This window comes from Paenibacillus hebaui, from assembly GCF_051934385.1.
Taxonomy (GTDB): Bacteria; Bacillota; Bacilli; order Paenibacillales; family Paenibacillaceae; genus Paenibacillus.
In genome coordinates, this window is record NZ_CP196836.1 from 5,490,070 (window position 1) to 5,508,173 (window position 18,104).

The window sequence follows — 18,104 nt, forward strand, 5'->3', positions numbered from 1 at the left end:
CTCTCCTTTTGGATAACCATATTGTTCAGCATATTGCCTCATTTGTTTAGAATCGCTACGTAAAATGAATGCGCTATCATAAATGAGTCTGAAGAAAAGAACTAGCGTATCGCCAGTTCCATCTCCACGCCTGCCAAAATAAACGGAGCAACCGATTTCGGATCATTGACTCGAATGGATTCTGTCACATAATATTCGTAGGACCCGTCACGATATGGGTTACCCCCAAGACCTGCCCCGCCGTTACACTGGGTGAGAGATAACACACCTTCGCGGTCGGTTTGAAGCAATTGCTGCAACAGCCCCTGGTAACCTTTTTCCGCAACCGCTCTGAACTTGCCACTCAGATATCCTTTACGTACACCCTTAGCCAGCGCGTACACAAACATCGAGCTTCCCGAAGCCTCCAGATAATTCCGCTCACGTCCCGGCTGATCCAGCAGATGAGGCCATAATCCGGTCTGTTGATCCTGAACATGCACGAGTGCATTCGCCAGACGTTCGAAGATACCCACAATCTGGCCGCGCTGTTCATGATCCAACGGCAGATGATCCAATGTATCCACAACCGCCATCACATACCAGCCCACGGCACGGCTCCAGACATGCGGAGAACAACCGGTCTCACCCGAGCTCCACCGCTGCTCCTTGCTCTCATCCCAGGCATGATACAACAGACCACTGCGTGGATCACGCGTACGCTGCTCCACAAGCAGCAATTGCAATGCCGCCTTGTCAAACCACTTCTGCTCCCCGGTAACCGCACCGTACTGCGTTAGAAACGGGGTAGCCATATACAATCCATCCAGCCACATCTGGAAAGGATATATCTTCTTGTGCCAGAACCCGCCCTCACTCGTACGGGGCTGCCCCTTAAGCTGTACCATAAGCAAGTCTGCAGCTTTGCGATACTTCTCTTCCCCTGTTTGATCCAACAGAAGGAATAACGATTTACCCTGGTTAATCTGGTCCAGATTATATTCTTCGACCGTATAGGAGCGGATCGTGCCATCCTCCTGAATAAAGTTGTCCATCAACTCACGGATGTAATCGAAATATCGCTGTTCTCCCGTATAGGTGTACAGCTCCTCCAGCGCTTTCAGCAGACAACCATTCTCATAGTGCCAGGTGGGATACAGCTCATGATTGCGATAACTTTCCATGAACTGTTCGGCCATCCGTACCGGTGTGAATTGCAGTGTTTCTTTCATGGCGTTCCTCCGCTTCCGGCTCTTTATTGAGCCTGTTTTTTGTAGTCTTCGGCATATTCCTCACGAATTTTGGTACCGCCTGCATTAGCCCAATTCTCGATTTCCTTTTTCCAGCCATTTTCATCGATTTTGCCCATAATGTATTTCGTCTGTGCATCGGCGATCATCTGATCCAGATCTGCTCCACGGTCACCGTAAGTTGGCGAGTACAGGGTCAGTGCAGGGTTCGGTACAGCATGTTCAGCCAGTTCCTTAGCAAGTGATGTGCCCTTCTCACCCAGCTCGGTATCCTTCAATTTCGGCACATTGTATCCTTCCACATAAGGAAGGTTGTCACGATAAGGCTTCACTTCACGCTGGAATGCATCAAAATCACTCATCTCCACCTGATCTTCGCCAGCCTTCGTGTAGTGTTTGTCTTCAACGCCGCGCATCAGCAAGGTCGCCATCTCAGGGTCCATCAGCTTATCGAGGAAAGACAGCAAGTTTTTCAGCTCTTCTTCCGATTTCACCGTCGATTTAGGGAATGCCAGGATACCGGAGTTACCCGTCTGTCCTGCAACACGATCCCCATTGGCTCCAAGCAAGCCTTCAATGTCTACCACACCATCCGGGTCGTTCTTGGACAGGCGCTCCTGCTGGCTCTTTCCGTTCTGGGCAACACCGACACGCATGCCGACAACGCCTGAATCATATTTCTTCTCCGCTTCCGTAGAGTCAAATACGGCAAAGTCCTGGTTTAACAGTTTTTCGCTGTATAAGCGTTTGAGCAAGTCCAGTACCTGCATATATTCCGGGGTCATGAATTCCGGCGTAAAACTGCCATCATCCTCTACTTTCCACTTGTTCGGTGCACCAAAACTCACACCAAGACGCGTAGTGAAGGAGTATTGGTCCTCGTTATACTTTTTGAAAAGCATCAGTCCAAATGTATTGTCCTGACCATCTCCATCGGGATCTGAGGTAGACAGGGTTTTAATCGTTTCATACCATTCATCCGGCGTTGTTGGAACCTTGAGATTCAGCTTCTCAAACCAGTCTTTGCGGTAGATCACGGTCGCACGGGCAATATCCGAGAAAACCGGAACCCCGTAGATTTTGCCTTCAACCTTGATATTGTCAAAAAAACGCTCGTTCTGTGCCGACAGGTTTTTATAATCTTTCAACAATGGGCCAACTTCCCAGAATACATCGTTACGCATCGCGCTGGTCACCGTTGGGTTATACTGCACCTTCACAATTTTGGGCATATCGCTGGAAGCGATCATGACGTTAATCTTGTCATTGTAGGCCGAAGCCGGAATCCACTGGATATCCAGTTTTGTGTTGGTGTATGCCTCGATCTTTTGCTGAATCTCGTTGCCTTTGCTTGGCATATCGCCCACCTGCGCAACTGCAATGGACACATTCTGTACGCCGCCCTCGGCAGCCTGACCTTCATCCGATCCGCATCCTGCCAACAAACCCGTGACTAGTGCCAGTGTACTCAAGACAGCTACGGCTTTCTTTTTTGTTGCTTTCATAACATGAAAACCTCCCTTTTTATACTGCTCCAACCGTTATAATGTTCTGACTTCCAAACGTGTGACAACTCACCCTTTTACCGAACCCAGCATTACCCCTTTGGCAAAGTGCTTTTGCAGGAACGGATACACCAGCATGATTGGAATCGTGGAGAACACGATGACAGCCATGCGAATGGTAAGCGGCTGAATCTCGGTCTCTTCGATGCTCGTATCCCCGATTCGGCTCTGTGCCAGGATGACAATCTCACGCAGCCAGACTTGTACAGGCCACTTTTCACTATCGTTGATATAAATAACGGCGTTGAAGAAACTGTTCCAGTGAGCCACCGCGTAAAATAAGGAGAATGTCGCCATCGCTGGCATGGACAAGGGCAGGACAATACGGAACAATACACCCACATCATTACATCCATCGATTTTGGCTGCATCCTCCAGTTCATCTGGGATGGCCTGGAAGAAATTTTTGAGTACAATCAGGTTGAATGCACTAATCGCCGTAGGCAACATTAATGACCATAATGTGTCGGTCAGGTGTAACGATTTCACCACGAAATACGTTGGAATCATCCCACCGCTGAACAGCATCGTGAACAGAACACCCAACAATATCGGCCGCCGTCCATGCAAATACCTTCTGGAGAGCGGATAAGCCATAAGTGATGTGACCAGCAGGTTAATCAATGTACCAACCACGGTAATATAGATCGATACACCCAGACTGCGAATCAACGTGTCCGTCGAGAAAATATAGCGATAGGCCGCTAGCGAGAACTCTTTTGGAAAAAGGATAAAACCTCCCTTAGCCACTTCATGCGGGCTCGTAAACGAAACTGCCAAAATATAAATGAACGGGATGACGGTCACAATCCCGATCAACAGCAGAAAGCCGTGATTGAGAATATCAAAGATCCGGTTGCCCCACGTTTTATCCTGTTGCATCTTAAAGTTCACTCCTGTCTGGTGAAGAACGTCTACTCCCAAGTGTTAGTAGACGCCTTCCTCCCCGAATTTTTTGGCCAGCGTATTGGCACCGAGTACAAGCGCCAGCCCAACAACCGACTTGAACAAACCAACAGCAGCACTATAGCTGTACTGTGCCTGTGTCAGACCCTTCGTATAAACATAGGTATCAAATACCTCACCCACATCCCGGTTCGTCGGAGTCAGCATCAGGAAGATCTGTTCAAAGCCTGTATCCAGGAAGTTCCCCAGACGCAGAATAAGCAAAATGATGATCGTACTGCGAATGGCAGGCAGCGTAATATGCCAAGTCTGGCGCCAGCGGTTGGCACCATCAATCCGCGCAGCTTCATAGAGCTGTGTATCTACTCCGGAGAGTGCCGCCAGGAATATAATCGTGCCCCAGCCAACCTCTTTCCAGATGGATTGTCCAACAATCATCGTCCGAAACCAGCCTGGTTCAAGCAAGAAAGCAACTTTTTGCCCCGTCAGATTATAAAGCAATTCGTTAATAGCTCCACCCTCGGTTGTGAACAGCATGTAGAACACACCGACCACAACAACCCAGGACACAAAGTGCGGAACATATACAAGCGTTTGTACAAATCGTTTGAACCGTTCACGGCGAACTTCATTCATCATCAGTGCCAGCACAATCGGCAACGGGAAGAAAAACACCATGTTATAAATCGCCAGTAAAAACGTATTCCGAAACAACGTCCAGAACTGCGGTTCCCCGAAGAAACGCTGGAAGTGCTTGAAAGCAACCCAGTCACTACCCAGAATGCCCTTGTAAGGTGTGTAATCCTGAAAAGCCATCGTAATGCCATACATGGGTATGTATTTAAAAATAACAAAGTAAAGCACGCCCGGTATCAACATAATATAGAGCCACCGGTTTTTGATAACGTCCCTCCACAGCAGGTTTTTGTCACTGCGGGTAGCGGGCTGTTTCCGAGCCGCCGTTTCGGCTTTCATAGTGTCTTCCTCCCCACATTGGAAACGATTACAATATATCACTTCCTGAATTCATGTCTTCATTGTGGAGGATAAATGGGTAACTGGCTATCGTCTCGTTTTAGCTTGTTGTTTTTCCTTGTACAGCAAGGGTTTAGCAGGTTTTCGAAACAATGATATGGATCGCAATGAACCGCTTTTAACCTCGATATTCCTGTCTTAACCCGACCCCAATGAAGCACTGGACCCAACCTTAGAAGAAGGAAAAACCTGCCCGCCATGGCAGGCAGTGGTATTATCCCCTTTAAGTAGACACTTAAAAAAACCTTCATGTTATCATGGGGGTTCAAGTGACACTTGGAGGGGATATTTTTATGGCGAAAAAAGGGCAAACATTTCAGACGTATACCGAAGAATTCAAATTGAATGCAGTTAGATCATATGTCGAAGGTTCTTCAAGTTACAAGGTGGTTGCTGAGCGCGAGGGGATTCGAAACTGTTCACAATTGAAGGTGTGGGTGAAAAAGTGGATAAACGGGGAAGCTTTCGATGAGCGAAAAAACAGTGTCCCGAATCCACTGAAGGGACGTCCCCGTACAACCTTTGGCAGCGTGGAGGAAGAACGAGATTATCTTCAAGCACAGGTGGATTATTTAAAAAAGCGGTATCCCAATCTAGCAAAGGAGAAGCGCTGAGCCAACGGGAGAACTACGATATCCTAGATGAATTGCGCTGCTTGCATGGCATTACACGCCTATTAACAATTGCAGGAATACCCCGATCCAGTTACTACAAATGGCGAGCAACCCAGCCGCAGCGAGACGCAAGACAAGACCGTGATCGTGAGATCAAAGAACACATGATGGCTATTCATTTTGCAAACCGAGAGTTTGGTTATCCTCGCATGACAACGGCGTTGTGGGAGGCCGGTCTGAACGTCAATCACAAGAAAGTATGGCGAATCATGCGGGAACTATCGATCCAATCGGTGATTCGCAAGAAGCGGAAGAAGTCCAGCTATACGCCATCTGTTATCTATCCGAATCGCCTGAAGCGCCAATTTCATGCCACAGCACCCCAGCAAAAAATGGTGACGGATATTACCTATATTTCGGATGGGAGCGCATTCGTTTACCTGTCTGTGATTCAAGACTTGTTCAACAACGAGATTGTAGCTTGGCAGTTATCTAAACGGAACGATGTTCAGCTCGTATTGGATACGGTAGAACAATGGACACAAAAAAGAGACGTTTCGGAAGCCGTGCTCCATTCGGATCAGGGCTTCCAGTACACGTCTCAGGCGTACAACTCACGATTAGAAGCATTCGGCGTCAAGGGCAGCCACTCTCGCAAAGCAACCTGCCTGGATAACGCATGCATCGAATCTTTCTTTTCGCATCTCAAAACAGAGAAGCTGTACCTTAACCAGTGTAATTCAGAAGCAGAGATTCGACAAGCTGTGGAAGATTACATTTACAATTACAACTACCGACGCTTTCAAGCCAAACTCAAACAGCGCGCACCGATTGAATATCGATGCGCACTGGCAGCATAGCTTTTTTCATCTGTCTACTTGACAGGGGTATGACCACAGAGCAGGTCCTTTTTATCGCTGTTGCTCCCGGTATTTTCCGGGGGTCGTTCCTGTAATTTTACGAAATGTACGGATAAAAGCGGTGGGATTCGTGTAGTTGAGTTTCTCGGCAATTTCCGAAATCTTCAGGTTGGTCGTCTGGAGCCAGGTCTTGGCTTTTTCCATACGGTATTGGGCAAGGTATTCGGTAAAGTTCACTCCTGCCTCCTTCTTGAATACACGGCTCAGATAGACGGGATGAAAATTCAGTTCTTCTGCGCAGGCTTCCAGCGACAATTCGCGATCATAACGTTCCTCGATCAGCCGAATCATGCGCCGGGCAATATTCAGATACTGGGATTCTTCCTGTTCCCGCCAGAATCGGATCACCGGTTGAAACAAGCAGTTGCGGAACCAATTCTTCATTTCGTCCAGTGTGGACAACTTCAATAGTCGAGTCATGGAAGCTTTTTCGCCCAACACTTCTGCTACATCTCCGCCCTGCTCCTGAACGAGTTGATACACACGGGATAACAGCTGAACCATAATGACGGGATACTCGCTGAAGTGCAGCTTCTTGTCGGCAAGCAGGCCCAGATATTGTGTGAAGTACGTATCCGTTTTGTCCTCGTCTCCTTGCTTGAGCGCAGAGGCCAATTGGTCTTCGATCATCCGAAGCTGTGTATATAACGCAGCCTCTGTCTGACCGCGCGGCTGAATGTCTTCATAATGCAGGATAATACGGCTTCCCAGACTGACCCTGCCTTGCAGCGCTTTTCGGCTCTCCTGATAAGCCCTTGGCGTATCCCCGATTGAAGAATACGAGCAGCTGACACCGATACTTACAGGCAGATCCAGATAAGTGACGACCCGCTCACGTAACTCCTCGGCTTGCGTGTGCATCCATTCTTTTAGCTGTACTTCATCATCCAGCACCGATGCCAGCACCGTAACCTGTGCGTCATCAATCATGACAGGTGCAAATCGGATCTCGGAAGGCAGCAGTTCACCCACCATGTTGTTCAAGGCAAATAACAGCAAATCCCGATCCTGTTCTTCATAGCGTGTCCCTTCAAGGGTGTCGATCTGGAGTGTAAGCACTCCAAGACTCGACCAACCTGTTGGAAAGTCATACAGCTCACCCTGATATCTGAAATCATCTTCCGATATTTTGCCTGTAAGCAGCTTGGTCATGAAAAATTCCTGCAAATGAACATGCTGGCCCTTCATCTGCTCACGCATCGTTTTCTCCGAGCTAAACAAGGTCGACACTCGCTCTTCGATGTAGATGAATTCATCCTGACGGCGTCCAGACGGAGCAACTGGAGAATCCAGCCCCTTGGTGAACTGAAGCAGTCTGGAAATGGGCGAATACATCCGGCGACTGCCATATATGGCGACGAGTCCCGTCACACATAACATGACGAGTGTAGCCACACCTGTGACCAGGGCAATTTTCTGCGATTGAGCCGTAATCTGCCCCAGGGATACAACAGACACATATAACCAGCCATTGAGTGGAGACTGTCTGTAGCTGACCGCCACCTGACTTCCTTCCACCTCTGCACTGAAGAAGCCCTCTGGCTCACCCGTCGTTTGCACCATTTCATGAATTTCCTTATTCAGCGTGTCATATTTCCCACCTTGCTGCATATCGTTCAGAAAATACTTCTGTTCCCGATCCAGCACGTACATATCTCCTGAATTCGTATTTCGGCTCAAAAATGTACTAAGCTCCGTATCGGCGATATCGATCACCAGAAATCCCTTAGGTTTCACATTGGTTGGCATCATTGGAATTTTGAACACCATACTAACCACATTATCGGCTGAGATAAGGGTAGGCGCTTGTTCTAGTGTTGCTTCGCCCATTCCGGCCGATACGGGCACACTTTCTTTGGCTGAATTCACATTCTGGGTGACCCAGAACAGGCTGTTCGTATATTTCAGGTAAGAGCCAATGCGGTCTCGAATACTGAAATCATCCAATTTTCCAAATGATCGCATCGAAACAACCCAATCTTCATCCAGATTAACGAGATAGGCCTGATCGATATTGGTAACCGCCTGCAGATTATTAAATCCAGATGTCAGATCACGAATTTCCTGGAATTCGCTGCTGTCCAGCGGTTTTTTCATGGCTTGTAACACCAATGGAGAATTCACATATTGAATGGACGATAATTGCAGACTGCGCAGCACTTGCTCTACCCGCATTTGAGTCTGATGCAGAATCTGCAGATTGCCCTCACGCACCTTCTGTTCAATGTCCCGTGAAGCAATCGAATAGGAGACTGACCCAATAACAATCACCGGGAGGGCCCCAAGAATCATGGTAAAACAGAGTAGACGCAGCAAATACTTAGGCAAAAAGAGCAGCCCCCTTTATATATGTTCATTAAATAAAATCGCTTTCATTGGATTAATTTACTATTGTTATTTTAAAACCCATTCTTATTCAAGTCCACATATTTATTCTTCGAGGTTGACTTCAATGCAATTTCCAGTTTATATTGGTTTCATATTCCTCAATCAAAGGAGAGATTTTGATGTCGGTGAGCGTTCTTAACTAACCAAGTTTCATATTCAGGAGTTTGGCCCTTCAGCTGCGCTTGTGCCCATTGGCATACGTGTGTTTCATGATGCGCCAGATCCCTGTACTTAGTTAAGAACAGCGGATATCATAAATCGCCTCCGGGATTGTACGTGTCCGGGTCTATTTCCGCGCTGTGTTCAGCGTGGTTTTTTTTGTATAGACCTGTAAGGGACCCTGCTTTCCCATACGTTTAGGGCGGAGAATGACGTTTGTTCATTCTCCGCCCTTTTTGCGTTTTCCAGGAGTACGCTCTACCCGCCTCAACTGAAATTCTATTTTAAACCCAAGGAGAGATTACGAATGAATGAGAACACATTAAACAGTCTGGGCTATCCTCAAATTCAAAAAAATGTTGCAGCCTGTGCCCTATCCTATTTGGGCAAACGTTATGCAAGAGACATGAAACCCATGGTAGATGCGCATCTGATTCAGATGCGTCTGGAAGAAACAGCTGAAGCAGCTGCATTGATCCGTTTTGGAGCCAGCGTGCCTATTCCTTCTTTGGACGGTATGGAAACGATCATGGATCTGCTCGGCACCGGTTACTTATTCAGCGAACATGACTTCAGTCATCTCGCCCAATTTCTGCGCAGCTGCACACAGCTCATGAAATATATGGAGGGCAAGTCTGCTGCTGCTCCCACGGTCAGCCGTTACGCAGCATCAATGATGGTGATGGAATCCTTGCTGAGCGAAATTGAGCGCTGTATCCACAGTGGTCGCATTCAGGATCAGGCGAGCAAGGAACTGACTCGAATCCGCAAAAAAATGACAGTGAATGAGGAACGCATGAAGCGCAAGCTGGATGTTATCGTGAACAAACACCGCTCTATCATGCAGGAGAACGTCATTAGTCAACGGGGCGGAAGAACGGTACTGCCCATCAAGAAGGAATTCCGCAAACAGGTTAAAGGCAGCGTGCTGGATGAGTCGGGAAGCGGGCAAACCGTATATATTGAGCCGGCTGAATTAGTAGGTTTGCAGATGGAACTGGCTGCGTTGCAGGCCGAGGAGTCGCGCGAGGAAATGAAGATTCTTGGCGACCTGACCACGCTGACGGATTCATATCATCGTGAAATCGCGCTGAATACCGAAACGGTAGGCATTCTGGATTTTCTGTTCGCCAAAGCAAAATATGCGGCCACCATGGATGGACGTGCCGTTCGAGTAAATGCCAACGGGCAAATCAAGCTTCAGGGTGCACGACATCCGTTAATGGATTCCTCCATGGTTCCACTTGATTTTGCAATTGGCAGAGCCTACTCGTCGCTTATTATTACAGGGCCGAATACGGGCGGCAAGACGGTGGCGCTCAAAACACTGGGCCTGCTCACTCTGATGATGCAATCCGGTTTGCTCGTTCCCGTAGGAGAAGGTGGCGAAATGGCGGTTTATCATGAAGTGGCTGTCGATATCGGTGATGGACAGAGCCTGGAGCAGGCACTCAGCACCTTCTCTGCACATATTCGCAATATGATCGGCATCCTGGAACAGGCCAATTCATCAACACTTGTGCTTATTGATGAGATGGCTTCGGGTACGGACCCTGGTGAAGGGGTCGGACTTTCCATCGCCATGCTGGAGGAACTACACAGCCGCGGAGCAACCGTTGTTGCAACAACCCATTTCGGGGAAATTAAACATTTTGCAGCCGCCACGCCGGGATTTGAGAATGCACGAATGGAATTTGATACGGCTTCACTCCAGCCACTATATCGACTGCGAATCGGAGAAGCCGGGGACAGTTATGCCTATTCCATCGCGCTGAAGCTCGGGATGCCACAGCGGATTATAGAGCGCTCGAAGTCCATTTCGGAACAGGGGGTTAGCCAGGAAATATCCAACAACGTTTCCCAATTCAAGCCGGAATCAACTCCGAAGCAATCCGAACCTGCCCCTACTAATCTAACGAAATGGGATCAATCATCGGGAAAGCCATTACAAGTGCAAGTGCCATCACACTCAACGGAGAGTAATCCCGGCAATTCCTCATCAAAGGCAGAACGACAAGAACAGAAACCCAAAACATTCCGTAAAGGGGACCGCGTGTATGCAGCCTATCTGAATCAGTCGGGAATCGTCTGTGATGTGGAGGACAGTCGTGGACAGATCGGGGTTATGCTACGTGGACGCAAAGTGAAAATTCATAAAAAACGCCTGACTCTTCATATATCCGCAAATGAACTATATCCTGGCGACTACGACCTCGACATTGTGCTGGAGACCAAAGAAAACCGGAAAAAGCGTAAACTCATGGGCCGTAAACACGTGGAAGGACTCATCATTGAATTACCGCCTGAAGAATAGTTCGAAATTGCTATACTATCGTAAGGTGGTATACTGCGAACCATTGAATATTGTTGATATACTGTGATCAGCACATTTCTCTCGTTCGATGTTAGAAAATTCACAGGGAAGGGAAGACCAGCATGTCCCCAGAACAAGATACGAAATTGATTGCACCCAATGTGCTTGTATGTCCATTATGCGGGGAGGCTAATGGCTGTTCCTATGCCGCAGGACGACCCCATTCTGAATGCTGGTGTAATCAGGCTGAATTCCCTGAAGGGGTATTTGACCGCATTCCGGCGGAACAACGCCGAAAATCTTGTATATGCCAGCGATGTTTGGACACGTACAAAAGCAAGCTTAAGCAAGAAGAAGAACCACACAGTTAACTACTGTGTGGCTCTTTTGCTAAGCACAATCTATTTTTATTATATGATAGCCAATCCGCTGACTGTTACATTTGATGATACTGAGCCACAGCTTCCTGAAGCACAGGATGTTGCTCATCCATGGTTGTATAATGGCTGAGTGCCGCAGCGATCCCCTTCTGCTGGATCATATCCTGCAGTTCTGCTGCTTCGGGATCTTCTGGAACATCGAACTTACAGGCAGCGGCCATCCCCATCGCCAGATACGTTGTTGCTGTTCCGTACTCGTGTGCCTGAAGCGCCGGACGAACAAGACGGTCATTCGCAGACAGCTTCCGCAGCGGCGAGCGCCCTACACGAGTTACTTCATCCGTGAGATATGGATTGACGAACCGCTCCAATATTTTAAAAATATACTGCTGATGCTCTTCCGGATTAAATCCAAATCGCTTTACCAAAACATCCCCAGTTTCCTGCAAGGCACCATATACAATGGATTTCACCTTTTCATCGGCAATGGCCTTCTGAATCGTGTCGTACCCGTTCACATAGCCAATATAAGCGGCAACGCAGTGGCCCGTGTTTACGGTAAACAGCTTCCGCTCGATATACGGCTCCAGATCATCAACGTAGAGCACACCCTTGATCGGTTGGTACGCTGGAGCCATCTGTGAACGATCAACGACCCATTCATAGAAAGGCTCAACCTGCACAAGCAACGTATCTTCGTGATGTTGAATCGGCACAATCCGGTCTACTGCAGAATCAGGAAAATAAACGTATTGATCGGCAAGCAATCGGACATTCTCACCCAACAGCCCATACACATGCTCTTTCAATTGAGTGCTGGCTCCGATTGCATTCTCACAGGCGATAATATGAAGAGGTTTATGGACACTGCCTGTTCCCAGTCTCACTGTAAGTCCCTTCGCGATTCCAGGGGCAATATGTTTCAGTATGCCTACACCGACTGCAGTTGTAATCAGGTCTGCTTCTGCGACATTCTGAGCAACGGTCTCCAGACGGGTTCCATCGATTGCATTCACGCCCGTGACGGTCTCCTGATCCTTGCTCTCGTTAGCCAGTTCCACCGTATACTGACCACGGTGCCGGAGAGCAGTAACCAGTTCCTGATTCACGTCAGAGAAGATTACTTCATATCCTGCACGGGACAGAATCAATCCGATAAACCCGCGTCCAATGTTGCCTGCGCCAAAGTGTAGGGCCTTCATAGCTCCATTTCACTTTCCAGAATAGCGATAACTTCCTCGGCTGTCTTCGCCAGACGCAGGGCCTCCATATTCTCATCCTCTGCACAGATCACCGCGATGCTGGTCAGGATCTCCATATGTTCCCCACCTTGAGCCGCGATACCAATCACCATGTAAGCTTTTTCTTCTCCAAAATCAACACCCTGCGGGAATTGAATCACGGATATACCTGTGGACAGGATAAATGATTTCGATTCCTTGGTTCCGTGTGGAATAGCGAGCCCATTACCTACATATGTGGAGACAATTTCCTCGCGCTCAAGCATTTTGTCAATATAATCAGCGGTAATATGTCCCGCATCCTTCAGAATCTGCCCTGCCATGCGAATCGCTTCGTATTTGTCCTGAGCCATCGCGTTCATGATGACTTTATCTGTAGTTAACATACTCATGTTTGTTGACCTCCAATTTCGGTTTTACTGCGGTAAAATCCAACCAGTTCCTGGGACAGGTAATGAATAAGATCATCCCTGATTCCCTTTTCCAGCAATATAATCAATTCTTCCTGTAATAAAAGCGCACTGATCTCACTCAGAACTTCCAGGCTTTCCTTGGATAACTCTCTGGGTCCGAGCATCAACAGGATGTGGCTGACCCCTATGGGATCATCCGGTGTACACAGAAGCGGCTCTGTCAATTGAAACAGACTGATGGACGGCCTATAGATTCCATCGCTGCGTGTATGGAATAACGCAAGTGATGTGCCGGGAATCTTCTGACTTCCCACCGCTTCACGTGTCTCCAACAGCCTCGCTATCTCCTCAGGCTCCTTCAGCACACCTGATCCGTGAAGCACCCTGCACATCGCATAGACGGTTTCATAAAATCCGATATCTCTGTTGTCCAGCGGGAACACCTGAAACTTCCCAATAATTCGGACGATTTCAATCAGTGTCGCTTCCATGCCAGCGGAGTCAGAATAACGACTTGTCGTTTGAAGCTCAGCTTCATATGACTTGCTATGTTCCCGCTGCAACGTTGTTGTTCGGATGAAATGGCGCAGACGTTCGCTCTCTTCTGCCGTGAGCAGCGGACTGACTTTGTAATACTGATGCTTATCCATTGGCAGATCGACTGTGGATAACACCAGATCATATTCATTCGTTGGAATGCGTGCAGCCTCATACCACGACACACTGTCCATAATGCGAATCTCGGGAATTTCCTTGGACAATCGACTGGAGAGCATCCGTGATGATCCAATCCCGCTCGTGCAGACAATGATGGCCCTGATCTCCCGCTTTAATGCGCGCAGCCTCTCGATGGAAGCACCGAAATGCATAACCAAAAAACCAATTTCCTCATCCGGTACGCCCGCCCCGGGCCAAGCTTGATACACCGCTTTTTTTACATCTTCGAACAGCGAGTCATAATCCTTACGGATCTGTTGAAGCAGCGGATTACGGATCATTTGATGCCCCTCAATCCGTTCCATCGCCGGTTGCATATGGGCAATCAGACCTTCACGAAGCATACGATCCTCATGGAAGGCGTAATGGGTTCTCTTCTGCATCTGATCCATCAGGGAACATACCCTGTCCAGTAAAATCAAGTCGTCTACTGGCAACAGGCGTGACGAGTGACTCCGTTCTTCCGTCTGTATCAGTAGCCTGTGAAAATAATCCTGCTCATCTTGGGGAAATGTCAGTCCAAGCTGGGTGGATAGAATGCTGCACAAGCGGGTAGCCATGTATGGTTGTACCTTCATCTCACCCTGTTGTGCATATCCGTCTCCAGTTCTCTCTTGATGAGTGGTCCGGTCAATGCCAAAACCCTTGCGAATACGTACAACTGCTACGGATAATTGAATCAGCAGCTTCATGTACTGTCGTTCCGGGATATTCTCCAACCACTCGATATCTGGTTGCCACAGCGCATTTTCGACCGTAAGAACATCGCTGTGCCCAATCATCTCCAACAGTTTGTTATTTACGATGGAGCCCCCTTGCTCGGGCTGTCTTCCAAACAGATCCGACTCATCCAGAAATTCCAGTGCAAGTGCGGCTATGGCTGTACGATGAGTCGTCTCACTTCCGTTAATCTTGACGCCATACCCGCGTCTGCGAACCAGTTTCAGTCCAGCCTGACGAATCCGTGTCTCCAGATCGTCCAGATCATTACTTACCGTTGATACGGTTACTTTCAGATCCGAAGCCAAGGCAAGCAGTTTCACAGGTTCCGACTCATCAAGCAGGATGCAAAGCATGAAGAGTTTACGCTCTTCAGGCGTAAACTCAACGTATTCATTACCCTCCAGTTGCTGGCGTAATACAGCCAAATCATCGGAACCGGAATCGATTCGGATACCGGTTCCTGATTTTTTTTCCAGCCTCATGCCCAGCGGTTCAAGCCATTGTTCTATCATTTGAAGCTCCCGGTGAACGGTTCGGGTGCTGACTTTCACAGCAACAGCGATTTCGCCGGCAGTTACTTCATGTGGATGCTCCAACAGGAACTCCACGATCTCACGTTGTCTTTTCGTAATGCTCATATCTCAGCCTCCGGCTCAGGGAAGACGAATGCACCATATTACTTCAGGCGTTCAATCAGCGCATCGTATTCCGGGCTTTTTAGGAAGTTGTCGATGGATATATGTTCTGCCGCCGGTGCAACACCTCGTGCACGATCGGTTAATGTTTTTTGGGTGATAACCACATCTGCATCCTGCGGGATATCACTGATGGCCGTATTGGTCACGGCAACGTCAATTCCCTCTGCCTTCATCTTCTTCCGAAGAATGGAAGCGCCCATGGCACTGGAACCCATTCCCGCATCGCAGGAGAATACAATTTTCCGCACGGATTCTTTTGGTTTGTGATCAGCTTGTGCGTTATCCATCGCTACCGCGCCCGATTCACCTTTGCTTGTATTTTTCATGTCCTTCATTTTCGACGTTGCTTCTTCCAGATCGGATTCCTCCGTCTTTTTGGATGTTTTCAGAAGCAGTGCACCTACAAGGAAGGATACAATGGTGGAGGTCACTACGCCGCTAAGGGCCGCAAACAGTCCACCTTTTGGTGCCATCGCCAGATAAGCAACGATACTTCCTGGTGAAGGGGTTGCCACAAGACCTGCACCCGTGAGAACAAATGTAAATGTACCTACGACCCCTCCCGCCATTACAGCAAGGATCAAGCGTGGATTCATCAAAATATACGGGAAGTAAATTTCATGAATACCACCAAAGAAGTGAATGATTGCTGCACCCGGAGCGGATTGTCTGGCCGATCCTCGACCTACAATCATGTAAGCCAGCAAGATGCCCAGTCCCGGTCCCGGGTTGGATTCCAGCATGAACAGAATGGATTTGCCCGTCTGCGAAGCCTGTTCCAATGCAATTGGGCTCAGTACCCCATGGTTGATCGCATTATTGAGGAACAGCACCTTGGCAGGTTCAATAATCAAGTTAGTTAGCGGAAGCAGGCCGAGTCCAACCATGAACTCAACGCCAGCGGACAGTGTACCACTGATAACCTGTACGAAGGGTCCAATGGCCATATGGGCCAAGAGTGCCAAAATACCACCGATAATACCTGACGAGAAGTTGTTGACCAACATTTCGAATCCGGATTTGATTTTGCCCTCGATCGACTTGTCGAACTGTTTCAACACCCAGGCGCCGAGCGGACCAACAATCATTGCTCCCAGGAACATCGGAATGTCCGCTCCGACGATGACACCCATGGTTGTCACTGCACCAACGACTCCACCTCGCGTGCCATGAATCATCGAACCACCCGTGTAACCGATCAATAATGGGAGCAGATATTTAATCATTGGATCAACAAGTTGTGCAAAAGATTCATTCGGGAACCAGCCTGTTTTAATGAACAGTGCAGTAATTAATCCCCAGGCGATAAACGCTCCCATATTCGGCATGACCATACCGCTCAGGAACCGGCCAAATCGCTGCACCCCTACCCGCATTCCACCTTTGGAATTGGACGATTGGTCCAAATTACTCATTGTATTATCCTCCTTGGATCAAGTGATTATGATTATGAAAGGGGTATCATTTCTCCCCTGTTGTAATCCTAAGCGAGAATGGTCCCTTGTTCAATAAAATGAAAGCGTACTTTCGTCATGAACAATGATGACAACATTAGGTTATGTAATCGTTTTTATGTATGCATATCGGCTGTATCTATTGATATACAAGGCTTTTTCTGTATATGACTTTTATCATTTCCAGAATGAATTTGAATGCTATAGCTTGATTCAACTTGACCGTTTTCATTCCAGATCAGCTTGATCCAGGAGCTGGAGCAGACCTCTGAAAGCACAAAAAAACCTGCGCAAGCACCAAGGCTCACACAGGTCGTAACAACATTAATCATATTTATTTTAGTATACATCATATGTTATGGAGTACAAATTAGTTGATTCTATTCTTCGATATGTTTACGATACGCTTCCGCATTCATCAATGTGGACAATGCTGCTGTCAGATCACCCTCAACACGAATCTCGATCATCCAGCCTTCCTCATATGGAGAGCTGTTAACGAGTTCCGGCGAATCCTGCAATGCATCATTCACAGCAATAATGGTACCACTGACCGGAGAGAACAAGTCCGAAACCGTCTTGACGGATTCGATCGTTCCAATGCTGTCTTCCGCTTTTACATTCAATTCAAGGTCAGGCACTTCCACAAACACAATGTCACCCAGCTGATGCTGCGCGAACTCGGTAATGCCAATACGTACGGTATCCTCCCCTACGGTTTGCACCCATTCGTGCTCTTCACTGTACAGGAAATCACTTTTCAATTCGCTCATCGATATCCGCCTCGCTTTTCATTAATGAGTGCATGCGTTCTTTGACCTTAACCTTTTTCCCAGAATATAGCGTATGATATTTTTGAATCAAATGTCAAGATACCTCACAATTTATATAATGAATACATGCAAAAACCAGTGACTTAATACACTCTTTCTACATATACTGGTGAATATTAGAATAGTAAGCGTACTCTTTCAAAATACACGAACAATATAAATTTCAATGTAAATAATATTCGGTTTTATATTCAGTTCTATGATATCGTTCTTGACATCGATAGTGGATTCACGTTTTAATGAGAGGAGTAAACGTGTTTATTGGACTATGTAATACCCGCGGATGAATGTAAAGGGAGAGTTTACCCCTGACACCCGATTTGGGATGTACATGCGGTAACGCCGAAGGAGTAAGCCACCGATAAGCGGAGGTGAATCTCTCAGGCAAAAGGACTTTTACGGGACGCAACTCTGGAGAGCATCTATTCGCCCTATGCGGCGTTATGATCACCCAAGGGGAAACCTGCTGCATATTGGCGGCGGGGTAACTCTCAGGTACCAAGGACAGAGCCTAA

14 protein-coding genes and 2 riboswitches are annotated in these 18,104 nt (G+C 47.8%); of the genes, 4 read left to right on the forward strand and 10 right to left on the reverse strand.

What is annotated here, in order from left to right; all coding sequences use genetic code 11:
- Positions 1-101 precede the first annotated feature (101 nt).
- The 4 genes from ACR32F_RS24940 to ACR32F_RS24955 all read right to left on the reverse strand — a co-directional run bounded on the left by ACR32F_RS24940 (position 102) and on the right by ACR32F_RS24955 (position 4,675).
- Entirely contained in the window at positions 102-1,211 is a 1,110-nt protein-coding gene (locus tag ACR32F_RS24940) for a glycoside hydrolase family 88/105 protein (protein ID WP_440111810.1), read from the reverse strand.
- A gap of 23 nt (positions 1,212-1,234) precedes the next feature.
- On the reverse strand, positions 1,235-2,734 hold the full coding sequence (locus ACR32F_RS24945; protein WP_440111812.1) for an extracellular solute-binding protein: 1,500 nt from the start codon (positions 2,732-2,734) through the stop codon (positions 1,235-1,237).
- A gap of 69 nt (positions 2,735-2,803) precedes the next feature.
- Positions 2,804-3,676: a carbohydrate ABC transporter permease gene (locus tag ACR32F_RS24950; RefSeq protein WP_440111815.1), complete on the reverse strand. Its 873-nt coding sequence runs from the start codon at positions 3,674-3,676 to the stop codon at positions 2,804-2,806.
- A 45-nt stretch (positions 3,677-3,721) separates the two neighbouring features.
- Entirely contained in the window at positions 3,722-4,675 is a 954-nt protein-coding gene (locus ACR32F_RS24955; RefSeq protein WP_440111817.1) for an ABC transporter permease, read from the reverse strand.
- A gap of 353 nt (positions 4,676-5,028) precedes the next feature.
- Between ACR32F_RS24955 and ACR32F_RS24960 the strand changes: the two genes are divergently transcribed.
- Both ACR32F_RS24960 and ACR32F_RS24965 read left to right on the forward strand, forming a co-directional pair.
- Positions 5,029-5,349, forward strand: a complete 321-nt coding sequence (locus tag ACR32F_RS24960) for a transposase (RefSeq protein WP_440111819.1) — start codon at positions 5,029-5,031, stop codon at positions 5,347-5,349.
- Positions 5,350-5,369: 20 nt separating this feature from the next.
- Complete coding sequence (locus ACR32F_RS24965) at positions 5,370-6,209, forward strand: IS3 family transposase (RefSeq protein ID WP_440120006.1); 840 nt, start codon at positions 5,370-5,372, stop codon at positions 6,207-6,209.
- Between the two features lie 51 nt (positions 6,210-6,260).
- On the opposite strand, the gene ACR32F_RS24970 is transcribed toward ACR32F_RS24965, so the two are convergent.
- Positions 6,261-8,597, reverse strand: a complete 2,337-nt coding sequence (locus ACR32F_RS24970) for a helix-turn-helix domain-containing protein (protein WP_440111821.1) — start codon at positions 8,595-8,597, stop codon at positions 6,261-6,263.
- Positions 8,598-9,123: 526 nt separating this feature from the next.
- Between ACR32F_RS24970 and ACR32F_RS24975 the strand changes: the two genes are divergently transcribed.
- The gene (locus tag ACR32F_RS24975) at positions 9,124-11,130 is read left to right on the forward strand and encodes an endonuclease MutS2 (RefSeq protein WP_440111823.1); all 2,007 of its coding nucleotides are present in this window, start codon (positions 9,124-9,126) and stop codon (positions 11,128-11,130) included.
- Positions 11,131-11,252: 122 nt separating this feature from the next.
- Entirely contained in the window at positions 11,253-11,501 is a 249-nt protein-coding gene (locus tag ACR32F_RS24980; RefSeq protein ID WP_440111825.1) for a cysteine-rich CWC family protein, read from the forward strand.
- A 65-nt stretch (positions 11,502-11,566) separates the two neighbouring features.
- On the opposite strand, the gene ACR32F_RS24985 is transcribed toward ACR32F_RS24980, so the two are convergent.
- From ACR32F_RS24985 to gcvH, 5 genes are all read right to left on the reverse strand, one after another.
- The gene (locus ACR32F_RS24985) at positions 11,567-12,712 is read right to left on the reverse strand and encodes a mannitol-1-phosphate 5-dehydrogenase (protein ID WP_440111827.1); all 1,146 of its coding nucleotides are present in this window, start codon (positions 12,710-12,712) and stop codon (positions 11,567-11,569) included.
- A complete protein-coding gene (locus ACR32F_RS24990) occupies positions 12,709-13,143 on the reverse strand; it encodes a PTS sugar transporter subunit IIA (RefSeq protein ID WP_440111829.1) in 435 nt (144 codons plus the stop codon). The genes ACR32F_RS24985 and ACR32F_RS24990 overlap by 4 nt, the downstream gene beginning before the upstream one ends.
- Entirely contained in the window at positions 13,140-15,242 is a 2,103-nt protein-coding gene (locus ACR32F_RS24995; RefSeq protein ID WP_440111831.1) for a BglG family transcription antiterminator, read from the reverse strand. Before ACR32F_RS24995 ends, ACR32F_RS24990 begins: the two co-directional genes overlap by 4 nt.
- Before the next feature lie 38 nt (positions 15,243-15,280).
- Complete coding sequence (locus ACR32F_RS25000; protein ID WP_440111833.1) at positions 15,281-16,717, reverse strand: PTS mannitol transporter subunit IICB; 1,437 nt, start codon at positions 16,715-16,717, stop codon at positions 15,281-15,283.
- Between the two features lie 419 nt (positions 16,718-17,136).
- Positions 17,137-17,529 (reverse strand): glycine cleavage system protein GcvH, encoded by a 393-nt coding sequence (gene gcvH / locus ACR32F_RS25005; protein WP_440111835.1) that lies wholly within the window; start codon positions 17,527-17,529, stop codon positions 17,137-17,139.
- A gap of 343 nt (positions 17,530-17,872) precedes the next feature.
- Positions 17,873-17,995: riboswitch (glycine riboswitch) on the forward strand.
- 3 nt (positions 17,996-17,998) lie between these two features.
- Positions 17,999-18,099, forward strand: a riboswitch (glycine riboswitch).
- Positions 18,100-18,104 lie beyond the last annotated feature (5 nt).